Origin of the sequence: Bifidobacterium scaligerum (assembly GCF_002802865.1) — a bacterium.
Taxonomy (GTDB): Bacteria; Actinomycetota; Actinomycetes; order Actinomycetales; family Bifidobacteriaceae; genus Bifidobacterium; species Bifidobacterium scaligerum.
The window spans coordinates 1-20,661 of the sequence record NZ_PGLQ01000005.1 but is presented as its reverse complement, the minus strand read 5'-3'; the positions used below and the strand labels follow the sequence as shown (position 1 = coordinate 20,661).

The following is a 20,661-nucleotide window of genomic DNA, read 5'->3' as shown; positions in this document are numbered from 1 at the left end:
GACATCCGACTTTCCTGATTTTGATTCGTCAGGATTCGTCAGGAAAAACAAAGTCCTTTTCGTGAAGAAGATTCACGGAAAGGACTTTTTGCATTGCACTGCATGCGCGGTTCTTTTATGGAATAGCTGAAACTAAAACTTACGATTTATTGTCGGTTTTTCATTCGATAATTGCCTGATCATATCTCCATAATTGCATTTGCATTATTCCGTTATTATTCACTAGAATAGCCAAGGAAAATACATATATTATTCGACTATTAAGGAGATCATTATGGCTTCCTTGCTGCAGGGATTTGAAGAGGTCCGTCTGGTCAAGCCGGTGGGCAAAACCGTTATGACAGTGACCGATTCGATTGTTCGTTTCAACAAGGCTACCGTTGAAGTGCTTGGTTTCCCGCCGTTCGTCAAGGTGCTGATCAACGAGAAGACCAAGCAAATCGCCATTGCTTCCGCTTCGGATAAGTCCGATAACGCGGTGAAGTTCAGCAAAGCTGAAGGCAAGCAGACTGCTTCCGTGAGCATTAAGGATCCGGCGATCGTGGAGGCTGTGAAGGCCTATTTCACGCTGGCTGAAGCCCCGGAAGGCGAAGTGGCTTATGCTTCCGTCAACGGTGCCGCCTATCCGGAAAACAAGACCGTGATCTTCGATGTGGACAATGCCACCGCTGGCACGATGAAGCGCCGCGGCCGCAAGAAGACCGCCTGATTCGGGAGCGGTTTTCGGCTTATATAAAAATGTCCTGCACCACTTTGCGTAGTGCAGGACATTTTTATTGTGTATTTATTATACGAAGTTCTTCATCTTTTCTGTTTCATAAGATCAGTCGGATTCTTCGCCTCCCGTGGTGCCTCCCGTAGTGCCGCCGGTCGTACCTCCCGTGGTGCCTCCCGTGGTACCGCCGGTCGTGCCTCCCGTGGTGCCTCCCGTGGTACCGCCGGTCGTGCCTCCCGTGGTGCCTCCCGTGGTACCTCCCGTGGTACCGCCGGTCGTACCTCCCGTGGTACCTCCCGTGGTACCGCCGGTCGTACCTCCCGTGGTACCTCCCGTGGTACCGCCGGTCATGCCACCCGTCAAACCACCGTTGTAATAACCGGTATCGGCTTGCGACTGAGTCGCAGCCTGCTGCTGGGCGGTATAGGCGGCCATGGACGCGTTGACGGCATCGATATCCGTGTTCAGCGTGGTCACTGCGGCCTGCATCGTCTTGATATCGGTGGACTTGTTGGCCAGCACATCGTTGGCGGCATCGATGTCAGCGCTCAGCGTGGTACGCGTGGTATCATCCGCCACGGCATACAGGCTGGAATCAAGCAACGTCTGCGCCTCAGTGATCTTGTCTTGCAGGGACTGCTTGGCGTCGTTCACGTCCTTGGTGTTCTTGCTGTCCGTAACGGCCTTGGCGGCGGTGGTAATCGCCTGAGCATTGCTCTCCGCAGTCTTGCTCTGCGTAGTAGCCGTTTTTGCGTATTCCTTAAGGTTTGTTGTAGATGCGGATGCCTTGCACTCGATGGTTTCACCATCCTTCACTGCAGAGACCGCCTTCTTCAGCGCGGTTACGGTAGTGCCGTCTGCCACTTGGTCAGACTTGATGGCTTGAGCGCTCTTCGCGTTGGCAAGCGCCTTGGTCAATGCCTCTTGTGCGGCAGAGTACCCATCCACCGCCTTCTCGCATTGCGCCAACGCAGCGCTGTGCAGACGACGAGCCTCCTGACGCTGGTCATCAGTGCGCCAGTAATAAATACCGCCCACAATCGCCGCAATCACGCCCACGACTGCGATCACCGCGACAGCGATAATCTTGCCCCTACTACCGCTCTTCTTGACACGAGCGCCGCTATTATCTTCGTGCTTCGGATCCTCCACCGGTTCCGGGTTGTGTTCGATGGCACTGAAGTCGATATTCAGATCGTCGTGTTCATTATTGCCCTTGGACGTATCGGACGACGCCGTATCGACCGGCGCGAACAGAGGCAGTGTTTGTCCGGCGGAAGCAGAAGACTGTGCGTCAGCCGATGGCACGCTCGGCATCGCCATCGTCGCGGTTGGAGCATCGGGCTGCGTTGCCGCATGAGCATCCGGGAAAGTACCAAGCACCGCAGTTTCGGCGTTGTCGGCCGAGGACTTTGCCGATGATGCGGAGGAATGGGCGGTAGGCCACTGCAGCACGTCATCGAACGAAGGGAACGACAACCCAACGCCTTCGTCTCCGCTCAATACATTCGTGCCGTCATGCAAGCCCTTCAGTGTGCCCTGAGCTTCGTTATCGGTTGTAGCAGATGCACTAGCGTTACCGGATTCAGGGGGAAATTCGATTGGCGGAATGTCCCAGAAGGTGTCAACGATGTCTCCGCTCGCGGGCGCTGCGGGAGAACTTGCGTCCAGCTTCGGTTCAGGACGTCCCTCTGTTCCCATATCTTTCATTCCTTTGCAACTCACTCAAACTCACACGCACCCGTAACGGCACGTCCCAGCCTTATTCCAGTCTGTCTATCGAACTGCGTATCAAGACCGTACCAAAGGGCTAGTCTATCCAGACCCGTTGCCATAACGAACCGATTGTCCGCAAGACTCTATATTTCTTTACCAATAGTTGAACTAACAACTGAAAAACGAAACATGCCGGCTATGGATTCACATCCACAACCGGCACGTTCAGCGAGATTCTTCAGCCAGAGAAGATCACTTCTTACGAGAGCGGTTCTCCTTGCGGGAGGAACGCTTGTTGCCGTCCTCGTAATAGTAGTAGTAATAGTTCTTCGAATGAATCTTCTTCGGATCGGCGAAGTTGAAGATGAAGCCCAGAATCGGCACTTCGGCGGTCTTCAGCGCCTGAGCGGTGCCTTCCAGCTCCTTCTTCTCCACAACACCCTTACCTGTCACCAGCACCAAACCGCCGGCCATACGGCCGAATACGGTGGCGTCGCTGGCCACAGACAGCGGTGCGGTATCGATGATCACGTAGTTGTACTGGGTGAGCGCCTGCTCCACCATCTCCTTCATGATGTCGGAGTTAAGCAGAATGCTGGCGTTGGCCGGACGCTTGCCGGCGGGCATGATGTGCAGGTTCTGCTTCCAGTACTTCTGGATGACGTCCGCCGGAGAAGCCTGACGGGACAGCACGTGGGACAGACCCACATGGCCTTCGATGCCGAGCTTGTGAGCCACGGACGGGTGACGAAGATCAGCATCGATAAGCAATACGCTCTTGCCTTCCTCGGCCAGAGCCACGGCCACATTGGAAGAAACGGTGGTCTTGCCTTCGGACGGGTCGGTGGAGGTGATGACCAGCAGACGGCCACGATCGTTGGTGGCGGTGGTGGTCAGGAAGGAGAGGTTGGTGCGAATACGACGGAACTCCTCGGCCTCGCTACCGGCGGGCTGGGCGACCACCACAGGACGGCTGTCGTCAAGAATCGTTGCGGACGGCACGGTACCCAGCGAGGAAGCGTGGGTGATTTCGCGCACGTCGTCGGTCGTATCGACCTTGGTGTTGAGGATATCCTTGAGCAGGGCCACGCCCACGGCCACAATCACGCCCAGCACCAGACCGGCGGCCAGGTACAGTGGAACGTTCGGAGAGCTCTGACTGGTAGGCACCTGAGCCTTCTGCACCACGGAAAGCTTAATCGGCGATTTGCCGCCGTCCGTGATATACAGGTCTGAAGAAATCTGATCCGAAAGGTTCTTGGCCACGCTGTTGGCGATGTCGGCGGCCTGCTGCGGATCACCCACCTCAGCAGAGATATCCACCATGAACGTGTTCGTCGGGTTCGTGGCGGTCACCACATCGGCCAAGTCGGTGGTGGTCATGTCGAGACCGAGATCGTCGATTACCGGCTTCAGTACGGATTCGGTCTTGACCAATTCTGGATAGGTCTTGATCTGGGTGTTCAGATAGTTGGTGCCGGAACTCATATCGTTCGTGGACTGCTCCTGACCGGAAGGTCCGGTGTACGTGGCTAGCACCTCGGCAGTGGCCGTGTACTTGGGCGGCATAATGAACGTGACCGCAGCGATAGCGGCGAACACCACCACAAACGAGATAATCGCGGATACGAAATGCTTGCGTAAAATCTGCAGCAAATCAGCGATGGTCAATGGTCTTCCCTAACTCTTCGGAAAAAATCTCACATATAGTCAATCAGATTAATACCACCCCACGAGTTTTAGCGGGGTGGAGTGCGGGGGGTAAGGATTTATGTTCACTGCCCCTGCTGCTTGTACTTGGCTTCGGTCGCGGCCTTGACGGGTTCCCACCAGTCGCGGTTGTCGGTGTACCAAGCGATAGTCTGCTCCAGACCCCTCTGGAAGTCGGTATGAGTGGGCTTCCAGCCAAGTTCGGTCTGCAACTTGGTCGAGTCGATTGCGTAACGACGATCGTGCCCCGGACGGTCCTTGACCCAGTCGAAATCGTCGGGGCTCTTGCCCATTACGGTCAGGATGTCGCGCAAAACGGTCAGGTTGTTACGTTCGCCGTTCGCGCCGATCAGATACGTCTCGCCGATGCGGCCCTTGGTCAGGATGGTCCACACGCCGGTGGAGTGGTCGTCGGTGTGAATCCAGTCGCGCACGTTGGAGCCGTTACCGTACAGCTTCGGCTTCAGGCCCTCCAGAATATTCGTGATCTGGCGCGGGATGAACTTCTCCACATGCTGGTAGGGGCCGTAGTTGTTGGAGCAGTTGGAGATCGTGGCGCGGATGCCGAAGGTGCGGTGCCATGCGCGCACCAGCAGGTCGGAACTCGCCTTGGTGGAGCTGTATGGGCTGGACGGATGGTACGGGGTCTCTTCGGTAAACTTGGCCGGATCGTCCAGAGCGAGGTCGCCATATACTTCGTCGGTGGAGACGTGATGGTAGCGCACGTCGTACCTGCGGGCGGCTTCCAACAGGCGGAAGGTGCCCTCGACGTTGGTCTTGAGGAACGGCTCCGGGTTGGCGATGGAGTTGTCGTTGTGGGATTCGGCGGCGTAATGCACGATTGCATCGTGGCCGGGTACAATCTTGTCGAGTAGCTCGGCGTCGCAGATGTTGCCGTGCACGAACTCCACTCGGTCGCCCAGAATGGACTTGATGTTTTCCAGATTGCCGGCGTAGGTCAGCGCATCCAACACCGTGATATGCACATCCGGGTGGTTGTTATAGACATAATGGACAAAGTTGGAACCGATGAAGCCACAGCCACCGGTCACAATGATATTGTGTGGAGTGAAAAGTTCTTCAGCCATGGTTCTTTATATCCATGCATGTATCCTGAATTCCGATTCTGTGCATTACCAAAAGTACAAGCACCTAACCGTACTATTCGCATAGTCATGCTTACGAGCTATTATATTTCTGTTATTTCCCTATGGCTTTAAGCACGCCACTTAACGTCTGGGACACAAGATTCTCCTTCAGCACCATGAGCATCACCATCTCTGCAATGCCTAAGAAACAGGCACCAATCAAAAGATTGACAAATGGATTGAAATGAAGAATCCATTGTTTGGACATGCCTAGGACACATGCCGTAATAAACAATGAGAGGACGATAACCAGCACATTTCTGACATCCAAACTTTCTCGAATGTACTTGCGGCAGAACACTAGCTGTACGGCAGTAATAGTGGTCTCAGCCGCAAGTAGCGCAAGCGATGCGCCAAAAGCGCCCATTGATGGATCAAGCAGTACATTCAGAACAATATCGATGATCGCACCGATAATAGTGGAAATAGTCATATACTTTTCTTTACCGAGCGGAGTAAGAATCTGAAAACCCGTCACACCGCTAATTGCCACCACAATGATAACAAAAGACATGATTTGCATAGAAGGCACAGATTCGATGAAATTCGATCCGGCCAGCAATAGTACAATATCTTGCGCCATGAAAAATAAATAAATGGCTATCGTTCCACTAAAAAGAATAGAAAAAGAGGATGTCTTCTTAAGTAAAGAGAAGAAAACATCCGTATGCTTACGCACCTCATACGAAAGCCGGGGAAGGACGGCATTACTGATTGAGCCCATTCCTGCCAAAATCACATTTTTCAAGCGCATTACCAATTGATACAGGCCCAACTGATATGAACCAACAGTAAAGAAACCCAAAAGAATAGTATCAAGGGTCAGATAAAGGCTGGTAGCTAGATTATTGCCAAAAAACACCATGATAGGCTTCATATGATGAAGAGGATGTATTGAAAGCTTTACTGACCAATCAATAGATTTAATCAGCCTAAACATATTAAATATATTCGAAGCACTAGCTGCGAATACAATGAATGCACCGTAAAAAACATAATCCTGCTCCTGACGCACGAGTACGAATAGACCGATAATTGCAATTACCTTGAAACACAGGCTTCGAACAGTAATATACACATACTGCTCAGTAGCCTGATAGAACCATTCGGCACCAAATGCAGTAAGAACTATACCGACGCTAAAAACAGCCATAAGCAATTTGTCTTCGGCAAATCGAGGGACAGTGAAAACTAAAATTGCAAAAATGACCATGGTTATAGTGGTGCATATAGCGATAATCAATAACAATTCACGAACAACCCGCGAGAGAGCTTCTCGGTCATCGCGAACTTGTGCACAGGCTCGGATTCCGTATGTCTGTATACCCAGTGTACAGAAAATCGCTGCAAAACCGGTTACGGATTGAGCGAAAGATACCGCACCATTCGCTTCGACCGAAAGCACACGCGATACATATGGAACAGTAATAAGCGGGAATATCATTGATGAAGCCGAAAGAATCAGATTCATCACAACATTGATCTTGATGGACTTACTCATCTAAATTCCTGTGCCCCGATATCTATAAATTAGATTAGTTTACACGGATAGGGATTACCTCAGAAACAACCCTTTTCCGTACAATATAATTAGTGAATATTGTAAAAGCAATAATGGTCACAAGCTGTTTTGCAAAGCCAAGATGAACAACATTTTGGAAGATAAAATGAGCAAAGAAAGTCATAGCAAGCAGAAATGAGAAATAACCATAGAGCACTTGGGCAATAGACAACCTTGAATCATCCGCCCTTAAGGAAATCTCATATATTGCTTGCATAACGATAGCGAGCACAAATATTAATAATAAACAACCAGCTATGCCAAAATCCTTAAGAGGAGCGAAGAATACGGTATATACGTTACCAAGTGGATAAATACCAATATCACGGTAAGGAAGAGAGACAATCTGATCCGCCTCTACGCCAAACTTGGCAATAAGAGTTTGAAAGAGGAAATTAAATGTGTACTCGCCCGGTACAGGACTAGGAGTTATAGACTCCGCAATCGCCGAATCAAGATTCTTAAGCGGCGCTCCAAGATAAACGGACAAGTAGTATATAGGGGTCATCGTATTGTCTCGGCCCATTGCAAAAGTCAACATATAAAAGGCACCGAGTAGCGCCACAAATGCAATAATTCCAAAAACAATGTACTTGACTTTAATCTTAGCGATTGAAGTGATTTTCCCTTGTTTTTCCAGAAGCAGAAGATAAATAATGCCGAATGTAAATAGAACAGACAAAGGCCAAGTTCTATTACCGGTAGCAAAAGCAACGACAATAGCAACTAAAAGTGCTAACATACAAACCGGAGACGAGGAACGACCTCTATTGGCCAACTCCTTAGCGCCTAATAATGCGACAAAGAAAGTCAAACCTTGCAAAACAGCGGAAAGCTGTGCCGGAATTGTAGGAAGAATTGCATCCGCATCAGTGAATTTATTGAGATTATTATACCCAGTTATTACATCAGCAATACCTGATACAGGAAGATATTGACTTACTACCTGTTTCTCTGCACGAAATACAATAAGAAATAGGATAATCTGGACAATAATAATTAACCAGTAAAACCGTGTGGGAATGTGTATAGGACGATTATATGCATTTGCCGAAGACAATGCCACTGGACGATCGGATACATAGCGGATTTTATTGTTTGAACCGAGAGTGTGATGTACTAAGACACAGCCAAATGCAAAGACAAAGAAACAGCCGGAAACTATTGCAACCGTTTCCATATGCAGATTAAATTCCCAAATTCTGTAGAACAGGAAACCGTCAAGAATCTGAAAAATGAACGGAACGAAGAAGAAAACGACAGGCGAAATCAGTCGTCGTCCTGTTAGTACAAACGAAACCCCAAGGCACGCAATGAGTATTATGAGTAGGAACAGGGTATTCATCCAACCGGCCTTTATCCTAGGTTCATCAACAAAGCAATAGCTTACTCTATCTCTAGGCCGCGCCAAAGATAGGAAAATGCTTCGCCAAGAAGGTAGACTACTGCTTCTCGCATCGACGAGACCGTTATAATGGCACCTATGGCTGATTATCTATTGCGCATGGCTGATCTCACAATAGCTGTGCATTCTATTCATGACCGTCTTGCGCAACAAGGAAAAGCCTACCTGCTTCCCTCCAATGGATTCGATAGGGATTCCGCTATTTCGGATTTGTCGGTTTACATAACTCAGGCCGACATTGAACGTGAACGGAGTCTAAGCGAAACAGGCAACTGGGATGATTCATATCTTGAGACTTTGGCCATATTACGTAAAATTGCCGAAACGATTCCGACTTTTCGGCGTCTGGTTTTTCATGGAGCAACGATTTCCTACGCCAACCATGCCTATATCTTCACCGCACCGAGCGGTACCGGAAAAACAACTCATATTCGTCTATGGAAACGGCTGTTCGGCGATGAGGTGAGTGTTATCAACGGCGATAAACCGATTCTCAAAATCGATTCTCCTCGGATAGTCGCCTATGGCACTCCTTGGGCGGGCAAAGAGCGTTGGGAAACCAATATGCAGGCACCTGTAGCTGGAATATGCATCGTGACGCGTGCTTGCGAAAAGGACACGTATCACGATGACATGAAGCATTCCATCGATAGCACAAGATTTACTGATGAGCATGGAATCGCTAATTCATGCACCAGAATCAAGCCAGACGAAGCTTTGCCGCTCATCTTGCGGCAAACATATATGCCGACCGATCCAAAATCCGCCATTGCAACATTGGATCTACTGGATTCGCTACTCCGTGACATTCCTATCTACCGCTTGCGCTGCACCATCAGCAAAGCCGCAGTTCGAGCAAGTTCATCAGCTATGGTACACGGGGCTCACCAGTTCATCAGTTCGATCAATTTTCATTGATCGTCACAAATAACGGTACACATATGGAATCCAGTAAAACCATACATTTGTCTCAATGGACAATTTATCTGTGGCTACTACGCGTATGCAAACAGACTTCGCTATTCGTAGTATTGATGTGCGTCCTACAAGCCGGTATCGCTGCAATAGGAGTCGGCTATGCCTTATTGATGCGAGATGCCATTGATTCGGCCGCAGGACACAATTCCTCGCGTTTTTTCACTTTATGTGTCATCTTCATCATGGCGTTGATGTTACAGATCATTCTTCGAGCAGTGTATATCTACATTGGGGAACGGTCGAAGTCCTCGATCGATAACCGCCTCCGATCCACAGTATTTGAGGGCATTCTTCGCTCGGATGCCGCATTTGCAACCAGATATCATTCCGGCGAACTTATCAATCGATTGACCTCGGATATCACCGTCGTTTCGGAAAACATCACCACCTTGGCTCCTATAACCGTGTCAATGACCATCCGTCTTGTCGGCGTTATTGCGGTGATGTTCGTACTCTCACCCGAGCTGACCGGCATGTTCATATGCGCTGGACTCGTCATGGGAATGATGTCGATGCTGCTACGCAATTGGCTGAAACATCTACATCAACGTGTGCAAGAGGCTGAAGGAGCCGTTCGCTCGTTCATTCAGGAATGTCTTGAAAATCTCTTGGTCATCCGAGCTTTTGGAGTGCAGGCAAAAATATTAAGGCATGCCGAAATGACCATGAAAAGTCATCAGCAAGCTCGTATGAGGCGTATCGTCGGTAATGATATTGCGTCCACAGGATTGACCTTTGCTGTGCAAGGAGGATATGCTTTAGGATTCATATGGTGTGGTCATGGCCTATTGGCCGGGACAATTACATACGGCACGCTTTTAGCCGTAATCCAACTCATCGGACAAATTCAGACACCATTTGTCTCTCTTGGCAGCATTTTCCCGCAACATGCCGCACTACTCGCAAGCACTGAACGACTCATCGATCTGCTTCCCCAACGTCATTCCAGTGCAAGAAACGAAAATAACGCATGTTTCGATATTAATGATACGTCTTTGCCGGCAAGCCTCCTATATCAGCAAATGATGGGGCTATCCTTCCGTGACGTCAACTTCAGCTATGGCCGTAACAATGTACTGCACAATTTTTCCTACACCATACATAAAGGCGATTTCATTGCAATTACTGGTCGCAGCGGCATTGGGAAAAGCACATTATTGAAGCTAATCCTCGGCTCCTATGTGCCACAATCCGGCAAAATTGTATTAGAAGCAACCGATGGAAAAAACAAGTACGATCTTGAGCCCAATGCAATTCCGGATGGTTTCTATGCATATGTGCCACAGGGCAACGGTCTGATGTCCGGTACTATACGTGAAGCGGTGGCTCTTTCTGACCCACATGATGATTCGAGTCTATTCGATGAAGAACGTATACGTTGGGCTTGTACAGTTGCTGATGCAGCACATTTTATCGAGCAACTTCCTCAGCAATACGATACGATCCTCGGCGAACACGGGGCCGGTCTCTCTGAAGGACAAATGCAACGGCTGGCGGTCGCCAGAGCACTATACAGCCAGGCTCCCATATTGTTGTTAGACGAATCCACCTCGGCACTGGATGCGAAATCGGAATATAATATGCTGAGTCGTATTAAAGCATTACATAATAGAACTGTGCTCATTGTGTCACACCGCAAGGAAGTTTTAGGATTCTGCAATCAGATCGTTCATCTTGATTATTCCGACCAAGAAAACATGTAATCATATTAAGTTATATGAAAAGAAGGTAAGCAATGAAGATTAAACCAGGGTTTGTGCTGCGTGAAGTTGCTGGGCAAAGTATTGTGATTGCTACTGGAGAATCAAGCACACATTTTCACGGTATGATAAAACTCAACCCTACGGGTGCGTTTATTTGGAAAGCGCTGGAACAAGGCAGCACCGAGAACGAACTCATTAATACTCTAACAGAACAGTTTACTGTGTCACAGGAGACGGCCAGCAAGGATGTTGCGCAATTTATACATCACATGAATGAGCATGGGTTCTTAGAACAATAAAGAAATACCATGAATGCTAAATCGACAATTAATTCAGCGCGAATCATTAAACTGGAATACTCTCATATATATGGATAGTTCATTTTCTTCCAGCGTCGAGAATGTTGAACAGGTGCTCAATAACGAGAAAATATTGGTGTCCACTACGGCCGGTGTAAGTATGTGGCCGATGCTCTACAATCGGCGTGACACCATTATTGTCGGTCAGCTAGCCGCTGTGCATCCAGATAATTTATTGCACAAATATGATGTTGCTTTGTACCGACGTGGTGATTCATATGTATTGCATCGAGTGGTAGGCATACGACATACGGAACAAGGAATACTATATCTAATTCGAGGTGACAACACCTATACGAATGAATATGTATATCCGGCTCAAATTATTGGGATACTTGTAGGCTGCTATCGCAAAAATAAAAAAATCAATATTAACGGTATCGGATATCGTTTGTATACCCGCGTTTGGGTTTGGAGCTATCCTCTAAGATTTATATATAAGAAGCTCCGTCTCTATCTTTCAAGTTTGTTGTAACGAATACTATATCGCACCCAATTATCAAATGCCTTATGTTCTCTATTACTAACAGGCAATAGAGAACATAAGGCGGTGGAGCCGCATAGCAATAACTATTGATTACTTAATCGGTAACAACTTTCTTTTTCATGCCAATCCCCCACCATAGATATTTACGCACAACCGGCATCAAATAATACACAGAAGCAACAGAGAGAATAAGAACTGCAAAGGCAATAGTTATTTGAATCAACCAAGGTTGTGTCATAGGCGAGGGGAATATCTTAAACGCAATCAATTTAAAAATTTTCAGCATAAGATCATTGAACGCATAGTATACCAAGGTTGATACGCCAATTGCTTGTAGCCATCCAGGGGGGGGCAGAATACGAGCAAAGGCAATAATCATTGTAATACCGCATACGGCCGCGACTACGCCGACCAATTGCACAAACAACCAATTGGCTCCTGCTATCGATACAAATACAACAGATACGCATGCAAATAATATGACAGATGCAAGCAGCACAACACGAGCCACGGTACATCTCAGTCCAAGAACAATTTCACGTGATACGTAACCTAATGCCACATATGCGGTAGAGCTGAGTACACGATTCATAGTAAATGGAAGCGCAATAGTTATATAGTGTTGAACCAACACATCACATAATAATAACAATATAGACACGGCAACAATGAGTCTCTTATTATCATGTAAAATTCTGATAATTATCCACACAAAAATAGAAGCCCAGAACAGCGACCAGAAAAACCATAATCCATTGGTTGTATTAAATATTATAGCCAAAATCTCCTGCCATGCGGAACCATTGATAACGCTAGATTTCTTGCCCGCATATATTTGCGGAAACAGAACATGACCAATCGGCTTCCCTAACATCAAACATGAAAAGACATAGTAGGGAACTAGTAATTGATACGCTCTACGAGTTAACAATTCCCTAAAATTATACCGAGCATGAAAAAATAAACCGCTTAAAAAGAAAAACAACGGCATATGGAACAGATAAACAACAACGAAAGAAGTTTTCAATACAGGAAACCAGTATTCACCAAGATGCCCATAAAAAACCAAAATCATCGCGATGCCCTTTGCGGCATCAATCCATACAACTCGTTTCCGAGATAATTCCATTTCACCAGCACTACGCATATTCATTATATATTAAAAATAATAACTTTATCGCTTCAATTGGTCTCAATTAATCTACAAAATAGATTCGAACTTTAATCCATTGCGATCATTAATGTTTCAGCTGACGATGCCGTAACCACGCTATGAAACTAATAAGCAGGAATAGATTATTCTTTGCAAAGAATAACGTGATACGTCGCGTTATTGAGTCAATCCTGTTCAGGGGAACGGTTTTCAGCGCATGAGCAAAATGAGTGTTCCTACATGTTTCACGAAAAACCATTCGTCGTTCTCGATACGACCATGGTGCATTTGGGTTACAGATCCAATTCATTATCAATAACAATAGACGGTCTAAACAATACAGGCCGAATACCGTATTGAATACATCCTGAGATAGCTCGCTACGTCTCAAATCATCATCAATTACGTTAACAGTTTGAAGGATATCTTCGAGATAGTGATTATTAAACGATCTTACCGAAGATGATGGGTTATACACGTATATATACGTATTGTCGGGTATGGCGGTGATATTCGGCATATGACGTACAAGCCTAACGAGATATTCCTGATCTTCCCCATTAAGTAATCGAGAATCAAACCTCTCGTTGGAATTTTTCAAAAAGCGACTCTTAAAAAGCTTGGCCCAGACAGTACCTTGATCACTGCCAACCGACAATACATGTTGGATGAAGTTTAGCGAATCCGTTTTATCCCAGTATTTTTTTTCATCATAATAGGAAATTAACTGCTGGTTTTGACCATGCTGGCGCGCATGATTGGATACAATAATATCGGCATTATTTGATGTGGTCTCATTAAATAATGCCTGAATCGCACCATCAGGCAAATAATCATCAGCATCTACAAACAAAATCCATCGGCCTATAGCTTCATCAATGCCGCGGTTGCGAGCTTGAGCCACTCCCCCTGCGCTCTTGACAATCACGTGGATATGCGAATCACTATCCAGCAGACCGCTGTTCAAAAGATCCTGATTGTTCTCTGCACCATCTACGACAACGATAATCTCATAACGGATTGCGCTAATTCCATCTTGCTTGGTAATCGACTCAAGACAGCGATGGAACAGCAATGGGCTGACGTTATACACCGGGATAATTATTGATAAATCTGTAAAGCCTTGCGATTGCACCGCTATATCCCTTAATACCTTTGCATATCTACTACTAACGATTATTGGGCTTCCAGCCAGGACGATAAACCGAGTGTAAGCCTAAACGTTCTGAAACCGCATCCTGAATTGCGTGCCAATATAACGTTCTCTCTTCCTTGGTCCTCTTTTTGAGGATTGCAGAAAGCGGACCAACCTTTTTCAATAACTCAACACAGAGCTCGAAGATGAACGCTGGTACTCCGCCATGATGCTTGTAGGTGAGAAGCTTATTACGCAAATAATAGTAAGACTTCCATGTTGTCTGATTACGAACCGAAAAGCCCGTATCATGATGCATACAAATATCCGGCAAGAACAGAATTCGTCCCTGTTGAGCCAGACGCAGAGAATAATCAACATCATCATAATAGATAAAGAACCCGGCCTCGGGCAGGCCAGCGGCCTTTGCTGCCTTGATATTAATGAAGGCACCGACAAACGTCAAAACATTAATGTTGTTAACCTCATTCTTGTACTCTTCAAGGGTGCATGGCTTATCGAATACCTTGGGACCGACTACCGACCAACGTCGACGCTGCAATCGATCAGGTTGACCATTATTAAGCACTGTGGTGCAGAGTGCTGCGACATCCGCACCAGCTGCATACTTGGCAACAGCACGTTCCAATCGTTCTATGGTCGTTGTCTCCGGATAAGCATCATCATCTGCAACGAGCATCCAGTCATAATCCGAGTGCTCGAGATAATCAAATCCAGCAGCAAAACCACCAGAGCCACCGGTATTCTGTTTCAGACGAATTACCTTTTTTCCATATGCAGCATCTTTATGCTCCCATTCATTCAGATAGTTAGGAGTATCATCGGTACTTGCATTATCAATGACTAGGATCAAATCAGGAGCGACCGTCTGATTGTCATACTTATCTAATGTAATTTTCAGGCAATCAAGTCGATTGAAGGTAACTAAGAGTACCGCAGTTTTCATGATTCTCTACTTTCTCATTAATCAAGCAGGTCTTGCATAAAACTCGAAACCTGTTTGTTGATATCGAAATCGGACCCGAGCATCTTATTAATGGAAACACGAGTGATACCTGTCTGAGGAATCACCGTTCGCCAACCATCAATATTTTCAATGGATACTTTTCGTATGTTATCATTCACTATTCCTTCGTCCGATAAGGTATCCGAAATTAAACACGGAAGACCATTGGACTGAGCTTCCAATAACGCAATGCTCACGCCTTCAAATAATGATGGCAGCACGAAGATATCCATCGCATTATATAAATCGGCCATATCATGGCGAACACCCAATAACTGGACCGAGGCTTGTAGACCGAGATCGTTGATTTCCTGTTCCAACGAAGGTCTCAAATCTCCATCGCCTACAATAATGAGGCGATATCGGGCATCTCGATTGGACAACGCCGCAAATGCTTTCAGGAGGAACGACTGATTTTTCTGTGTATGAAGTCTACCGATATTACCAATAAGAATCTGCCCATCTTTGACGCCAAGCTCCTTGCGCTTCGACTCTCTGATCTGTTCATTGAACTGGTATTGTGATGGATCAACACCATTGGGGATATAACGATATCTTGGATTCGAACGAATACCTTTGCCGAAAAACCACTCAGCAGCATTATCGGAACACGACCAATAGTCGGTGGCATATCTTGTAATACTTCGACGATGCATATCATGAAGCACTCCGCGTAATGCATCATTCATATTACGTGAATTATGGCAATGTACGATACGCTTAGGGATGCTATAACGCGCAGCCATCTTCAGGTAATCTATATTAACCAAGCTACACAAATTAGCCCAAAGAATATCGTAATCTGTGGCATGTTCAGCAAAGAACCTATGTAACTCAATTGTGAATTTGAAAGGATTAACGCGACGTGCGGTGATACTAAATATATGAGCACCAAGAGCCCTCGCCTCGGACTCATACGCCATTGTCGGAGTCGTAATCAAGAAATCAAACTGTATACGAGACCTATCCAGTTTGCGATAATAATTCATCACGACGGCTTCTAGGCCACCCGGATTCGCCGTCATTCCAACTACAAGTACGCGTTGCATAATTGCTCTTTTCAAATCATATATGAAAAATGTGCGCCGTTATGTATACAAAGTATAAATAACGACGCACATGCAATAGTGAAAACAAATCAGAACGCTACTCACGCATTCGGATTGAATTCTTCACCAGGACCAACCCCAATGCCGCCATCAGACAGCGTCACCACATCAGCGGTGCCAAAGTCGATAATCTGCGCGGAGGGCGTCTCATAATCCTTCTTCATCATAGTTACACCTCTTTTCTAATTCACTTATCCGTATCCGATGATGTCACGACCGGTGGCCAAGTACTCGATCCCGCTTGAGCCTGAATTGCTTCTGCGACGGTAAACGTACGAGCAATACCATTCACACGCGTACCATCGGGAGTGACCCAATATGGCGTTACAGTAAAGCTCGTGCTAAATGCATTATTCGGTATGTTCCAAATGCCATAGCTTACGAAGTACGCAGAATCAGAAGAGAACAACGTCGGCTTAATGGAATCCATAACCGCGTTTTCACCGGAGGTATTCTTGTTATATTCCTTCAGCTGACCGTAAACAGCAGTAGATGAACGATCCTTTGGTGCATTCGACCCCTGCTGAATATTGAATCCGGCAACCTGATAGTTCAAGGAATCAACGGTAGTAAGTAGGCGAAGGCTGACCTTGTCAGACTGCAATGTCGAATTATATGTCACCTGACGTTTAACGCTAAGTACATTGGCATCAACGAACTTGGCATAAGCCTGACCGCTAGTTGTAGACTCTTCCAAAGGCTGAGTAAAGTCTTTGTCCTTGTACCAACCAGCAAACACCTTACCGTTCTCGGTCGGAGCGGTCCACTGGCTCTTATCGAGAGCCTGCCCATCCTTCTCCTTGTACTGAGCCACATCCAAGGTGCTGGCCTGAGGGAAGTTTTCACTACGATACAAATCCCATACGATCTTCTTGGCGGTGGGATCGGTTACCGCAATGACGGTACCGTGGCGGGGCGTAAAACTATTGCCTGCTGCATCAGTAGCTACCACCTGAGCAGGATAACCGCTAGGCCAATTGTTCACATCTGTTGTAGTGGCAACATGTACACCAACACCGCCATCTACCGCAAGACGATCCGCGTACATCAAATACTTTCCATTAAACTTTGTCAGCGAGGGGCCTTCGAAACCGATGCGGTTGAAGGCGTCTCCCGTCACTTCAGTCCACTTGCTAGCATCAGATGCGTTGCTCAAATCGTCAATGGAGAATACGGCAATATGTCCGTCAGCTTCAAGGCTCAGGTAATATTTACCATCGCTCTTGAATAGAGCGGGGTCAAGAATATTCTGAGAAATACCCGGAAGGTTCACAGGATACAGCTTCTGATCAGAACTTCCGGTCGGGGGGAATGAACGGCCATCGGTTTCTGTATCCATCTTGCTGGTGCGATCAAGATTCTTCACACTGGCAATAAAGACCTTATTGGTAATCGTCGGCTGTACTCGATCATCGCCGTGCTTTGGACCATAGTAGCCAGCCGTACTCACGAACCAAGTCGTCCCATCTTCATCTTCAAATGATTCAGCGCCAGCTGAGTCAAAAGATCCATCAACGGTATGACCTTGCCCGTCACCTTGGCACCTTGTTTCGTCCACTGGGCAGGATGGAGGTAATTCCGTAGGGAACAATTCGGAAACCTTATCGTTCTCCACCCAACCATCACTCTTGTACTGGGCCCATCCACGAGGCTGAGTCCATGTAGTCAAATCCTTAGACGAAGAGTACATGGGCTGGAGGAAATGGCCCTTGGTCAAATTATCGGTATCATCCGGATCGGACCATGCCCAGCCGGAATTAAGCCAAAAAGCACCGTTCTTGTAAAACAATCCAGCATCCTGCTGGAACTCACCCATATCTGTGCTGCTATTACTGGTGATAGCAGTGCTTAGCTTGTTGAAATGAACACCGTCAGTAGACATGTAAATGCTATTGCTCAGTGTACCGTCTGCATTCGTGTTCCAGAATGTGCCCAGCAACACATCTGGGTCATTCTGAGTATTGGTGTCCACCGCCATAGCAGTGCCAGCTGCACCAAGCAACAACGCTGCAGCGGCCACTGCCGAAAGACATTTCAATAATCTCGAAGAGTTTCTCATCTCACTCCTTCGTCCTTATGCTCAATCACCCGCTATATAACCGGTGATTCTGCTTTCTTATCGTAAGGGAGGGGGACGTCAATAACAACATTTCTCACTACAAGTAGTCACGAAAACATCATCACTGATCGCCGCTGCCCATGGTCCCGGTTCTCGCTCTCACCTATGATGAGCTATCCGTTATTGTATAGCGTCGCTTACAGTGAAAACGCGATTGACTCCTTCCACACGTGTACCATCCAAAGTAATCCAATATGGAGTCACAGAAAACTTTGTCGCAAACTTATCATTTGGAATATTCCAATATGAATATGTAACAAAGTATTTCGAATCCGGCGAAAAAACAGTCGGATCATTGGCCACAACGGTTGTCCCGTCATTCGCAGATATCTTTGTATAGACGGTTGATGTCTGTTTATCACTAGGCTGCCCATCATTAAGGGCAACTTCAAAACCTGCAGATTGGTAATCCAAGGAATCGACCGTTGTCAGTAGTCTTAGATCTGTTTCCGCAGACTGAGCAGTAGTACCTGCAGAAATCTGTCGCTTTACGGACAAAACATTACCGTCAACAAAGTGAGGATAAGCTTTGCCGCTCGTCTCAGTATATGGTTGTGCACCCTTCCATGGCTCGGTAAACCAGCCAGAGAAGACTTTACCTTTTTGAGTAGGCACCTTCCATTGAGCATTATCTAAATCAACACCATTAGATTGCTTATACGCTGCGACATCCTGAGGCTCGGAAACCTGTACGGTAATGGTTCCGGTCTTTCCTCCGACCTTTGCACTAATTACGGCAGTACCGGATTTATGCCCAGTCACCGTTCCAGTCTTGTCAACAGTGGCAACAGAGGAATCAGAAGAGGACCATGCTGGATTCCCCCAATCTTGTGCCGCCTGTGATGGAGCGACAGACGCGAAAATCTTGGCCGAGGAATCCTTATCAACATACTTGATTCCGTCTCTCATGTCATCTGCACTCAAGGAGATGGAGTCGACTGGTGTTTTCTTTACCAATGCAGCCTGAGCTGTTTGAAGCTTTGCCAAAGTCTCATTGACAGTAGTGGCACTGGTGGAAGCGTCTCCCAACAGCTTGCTTGCCTGGGAAGTCTCAGCACTCAACACATTCCACGAATCAGTAGTGTAGTCGTTGGCATCAAGCTTATGAATATCATTGACAACACGTTGCAACGGAGCCAAGGTCTCGGTCAATGCTTCAGCGCTTACCCAAGCGATATCATAGGAATGCTCAACGTCAGGGTCCGTAGGATAATCGAATGGCGTCAGCCACGATTTCTTGGATTGTGCACCGGTATTAAGTACGAAATAGAATCCTTGCTCCGCTTCAGCCTCAGTCTGGTCGAAGGACTGACCTGCATGGGGCCCCTGCACATGCTTAATGTGTTGATTATTGATGTAATAATCAGTCATCGGCACGCCGTTTGCATTCTTGCTCAGTACTACAGTGAATTTGTAATACTGGTCAGTAAAATGATACTTGGAATTATTCGACCACACACTATCATCCCATGAAAGGGTTCCGTTCGCATTCCTCTTCCATGGATGTCCGGTTTGCATAGTGCCCTGTCCACCATCTCCTTGGCCACCATAGAATTCTGCTATATCAAACTCTGGCGGCCAGCCTCCGGACTTCGCCAAAAGCCAAAAAGCAGACCACACACCCTTTCCTTTGGGAGCCTTTTGGCATACGCTGAATTTACCGTATTGTTGTGCGAAACCATTGGTGCCACTGGGGTTACTGGTTACAGCACCCGCTGTGTATGGTAATGGATCGTTCCAAGGATAACCATCGGTATATGCAGGCATCTTACCCGTATACGGCTGTTTCCAACCCCATCCATTGGAATTTTTAGGTGAATCCTTACCCACCCAGGTGAAGTTCTTTTTCCCATCCTGTCTTAGCCAAAGACGTAGATTCCCGTTATTGACTTCAACGTTTTCCGGCGCGGTATAGCTTGAATAAGCATCACTGATGTAATACTTTCCTCCCAAACTTCCAACCGACGGCCATTTCATTGTATCGATGGAGTCACCATCAAAATCATCATGGAATGTCTCAGCACTAGAATCAGCAGCTTCGCATGAGCTCGGAGAAGCCTCAATCCCCGAATTATCAACACCGACATTGCTTTCATCTGCATAAATGGATGAAACCGGCATTACCATACTGAACGCCAATAACGCCGTAATGGGTATAAGTGCACTTCTTCTCAATGCCCCTCCTCAGAAATGAATATGAGTGCCATTCAATAGTTTATTGAATGGCACTCATATGTTAACTATCTTGCGAGTAGTGGGGCGACCTGCTCCTCGTACGCGGTCAAAGCCGTGTCGATCACATTGTGCATGTCGTAGTACTTGTACGTGCCCAGACG

16 protein-coding genes are annotated in these 20,661 nt (G+C 47.0%); 4 read left to right on the top strand and 12 right to left on the bottom strand.

The genetic code is table 11. The features are described from left to right. Positions 1-274: 274 nt before the first annotated feature. Positions 275-709, top strand: coding sequence for a hypothetical protein (locus CUU80_RS07945; RefSeq protein ID WP_100496782.1), 435 nt, complete (start codon positions 275-277; stop codon positions 707-709). A gap of 114 nt (positions 710-823) precedes the next feature. On the opposite strand, the gene CUU80_RS10875 is transcribed toward CUU80_RS07945, so the two are convergent. The 5 genes from CUU80_RS10875 to CUU80_RS07920 form a co-directional block, all read right to left on the bottom strand. Next, a complete protein-coding gene (locus CUU80_RS10875; RefSeq protein WP_207760106.1) occupies positions 824-2,416 on the bottom strand; it encodes a hypothetical protein in 1,593 nt (530 codons plus the stop codon). A 267-nt stretch (positions 2,417-2,683) separates the two neighbouring features. Next, complete coding sequence (locus tag CUU80_RS07935; RefSeq protein WP_100496781.1) at positions 2,684-4,102, bottom strand: tyrosine-protein kinase domain-containing protein; 1,419 nt, start codon at positions 4,100-4,102, stop codon at positions 2,684-2,686. Positions 4,103-4,206: 104 nt separating this feature from the next. Next, positions 4,207-5,229: a dTDP-glucose 4,6-dehydratase gene (gene rfbB / locus CUU80_RS07930; RefSeq protein WP_100496780.1), complete on the bottom strand. Its 1,023-nt coding sequence runs from the start codon at positions 5,227-5,229 to the stop codon at positions 4,207-4,209. Between the two features lie 112 nt (positions 5,230-5,341). After that, a complete protein-coding gene (locus tag CUU80_RS07925; protein ID WP_100496779.1) occupies positions 5,342-6,790 on the bottom strand; it encodes a flippase in 1,449 nt (482 codons plus the stop codon). A 34-nt stretch (positions 6,791-6,824) separates the two neighbouring features. Beyond that, positions 6,825-8,195 carry an O-antigen polymerase gene (locus tag CUU80_RS07920; protein ID WP_100496778.1) on the bottom strand — a complete coding sequence of 457 codons (1,371 nt, stop codon included), beginning with the start codon at positions 8,193-8,195 and terminating at the stop codon, positions 6,825-6,827. Between the two features lie 138 nt (positions 8,196-8,333). On the opposite strand from CUU80_RS07920, the gene CUU80_RS07915 reads away from it, so the two are divergent. The 3 genes from CUU80_RS07915 to CUU80_RS07905 are packed head-to-tail and all read left to right on the top strand — an operon-like array spanning position 8,334 to position 11,235. Next, complete coding sequence (locus CUU80_RS07915) at positions 8,334-9,173, top strand: hypothetical protein (RefSeq protein WP_133119408.1); 840 nt, start codon at positions 8,334-8,336, stop codon at positions 9,171-9,173. 23 nt (positions 9,174-9,196) lie between these two features. Beyond that, the gene (locus tag CUU80_RS07910) at positions 9,197-10,936 is read left to right on the top strand and encodes an ABC transporter ATP-binding protein (RefSeq protein WP_100496776.1); all 1,740 of its coding nucleotides are present in this window, start codon (positions 9,197-9,199) and stop codon (positions 10,934-10,936) included. 32 nt (positions 10,937-10,968) lie between these two features. Continuing rightward, positions 10,969-11,235 (top strand): PqqD family protein, encoded by a 267-nt coding sequence (locus CUU80_RS07905; RefSeq protein ID WP_100496775.1) that lies wholly within the window; start codon positions 10,969-10,971, stop codon positions 11,233-11,235. A 641-nt stretch (positions 11,236-11,876) separates the two neighbouring features. On the opposite strand, the gene CUU80_RS07895 is transcribed toward CUU80_RS07905, so the two are convergent. The 7 genes from CUU80_RS07895 to CUU80_RS07870 all read right to left on the bottom strand — a co-directional run bounded on the left by CUU80_RS07895 (position 11,877) and on the right by CUU80_RS07870 (position 20,500). Then, on the bottom strand, positions 11,877-12,929 hold the full coding sequence (locus CUU80_RS07895) for an acyltransferase family protein (protein ID WP_165775894.1): 1,053 nt from the start codon (positions 12,927-12,929) through the stop codon (positions 11,877-11,879). Between the two features lie 91 nt (positions 12,930-13,020). Beyond that, the gene (locus CUU80_RS07890; protein ID WP_165775893.1) at positions 13,021-14,070 is read right to left on the bottom strand and encodes a glycosyltransferase family 2 protein; all 1,050 of its coding nucleotides are present in this window, start codon (positions 14,068-14,070) and stop codon (positions 13,021-13,023) included. Positions 14,071-14,104: 34 nt separating this feature from the next. After that, complete coding sequence (locus CUU80_RS07885) at positions 14,105-15,037, bottom strand: glycosyltransferase (RefSeq protein WP_100496772.1); 933 nt, start codon at positions 15,035-15,037, stop codon at positions 14,105-14,107. A gap of 17 nt (positions 15,038-15,054) precedes the next feature. Then, positions 15,055-16,146, bottom strand: a complete 1,092-nt coding sequence (locus CUU80_RS07880; protein ID WP_100496771.1) for a glycosyltransferase family 1 protein — start codon at positions 16,144-16,146, stop codon at positions 15,055-15,057. A gap of 101 nt (positions 16,147-16,247) precedes the next feature. Beyond that, positions 16,248-16,373: a hypothetical protein gene (locus CUU80_RS11130; RefSeq protein WP_279324994.1), complete on the bottom strand. Its 126-nt coding sequence runs from the start codon at positions 16,371-16,373 to the stop codon at positions 16,248-16,250. Between the two features lie 20 nt (positions 16,374-16,393). Next, positions 16,394-18,265 carry a glycoside hydrolase family protein gene (locus tag CUU80_RS07875; RefSeq protein ID WP_100496770.1) on the bottom strand — a complete coding sequence of 624 codons (1,872 nt, stop codon included), beginning with the start codon at positions 18,263-18,265 and terminating at the stop codon, positions 16,394-16,396. Between the two features lie 180 nt (positions 18,266-18,445). Beyond that, a complete protein-coding gene (locus tag CUU80_RS07870) occupies positions 18,446-20,500 on the bottom strand; it encodes an Ig-like domain-containing protein (protein WP_100496769.1) in 2,055 nt (684 codons plus the stop codon). Positions 20,501-20,661 lie beyond the last annotated feature (161 nt).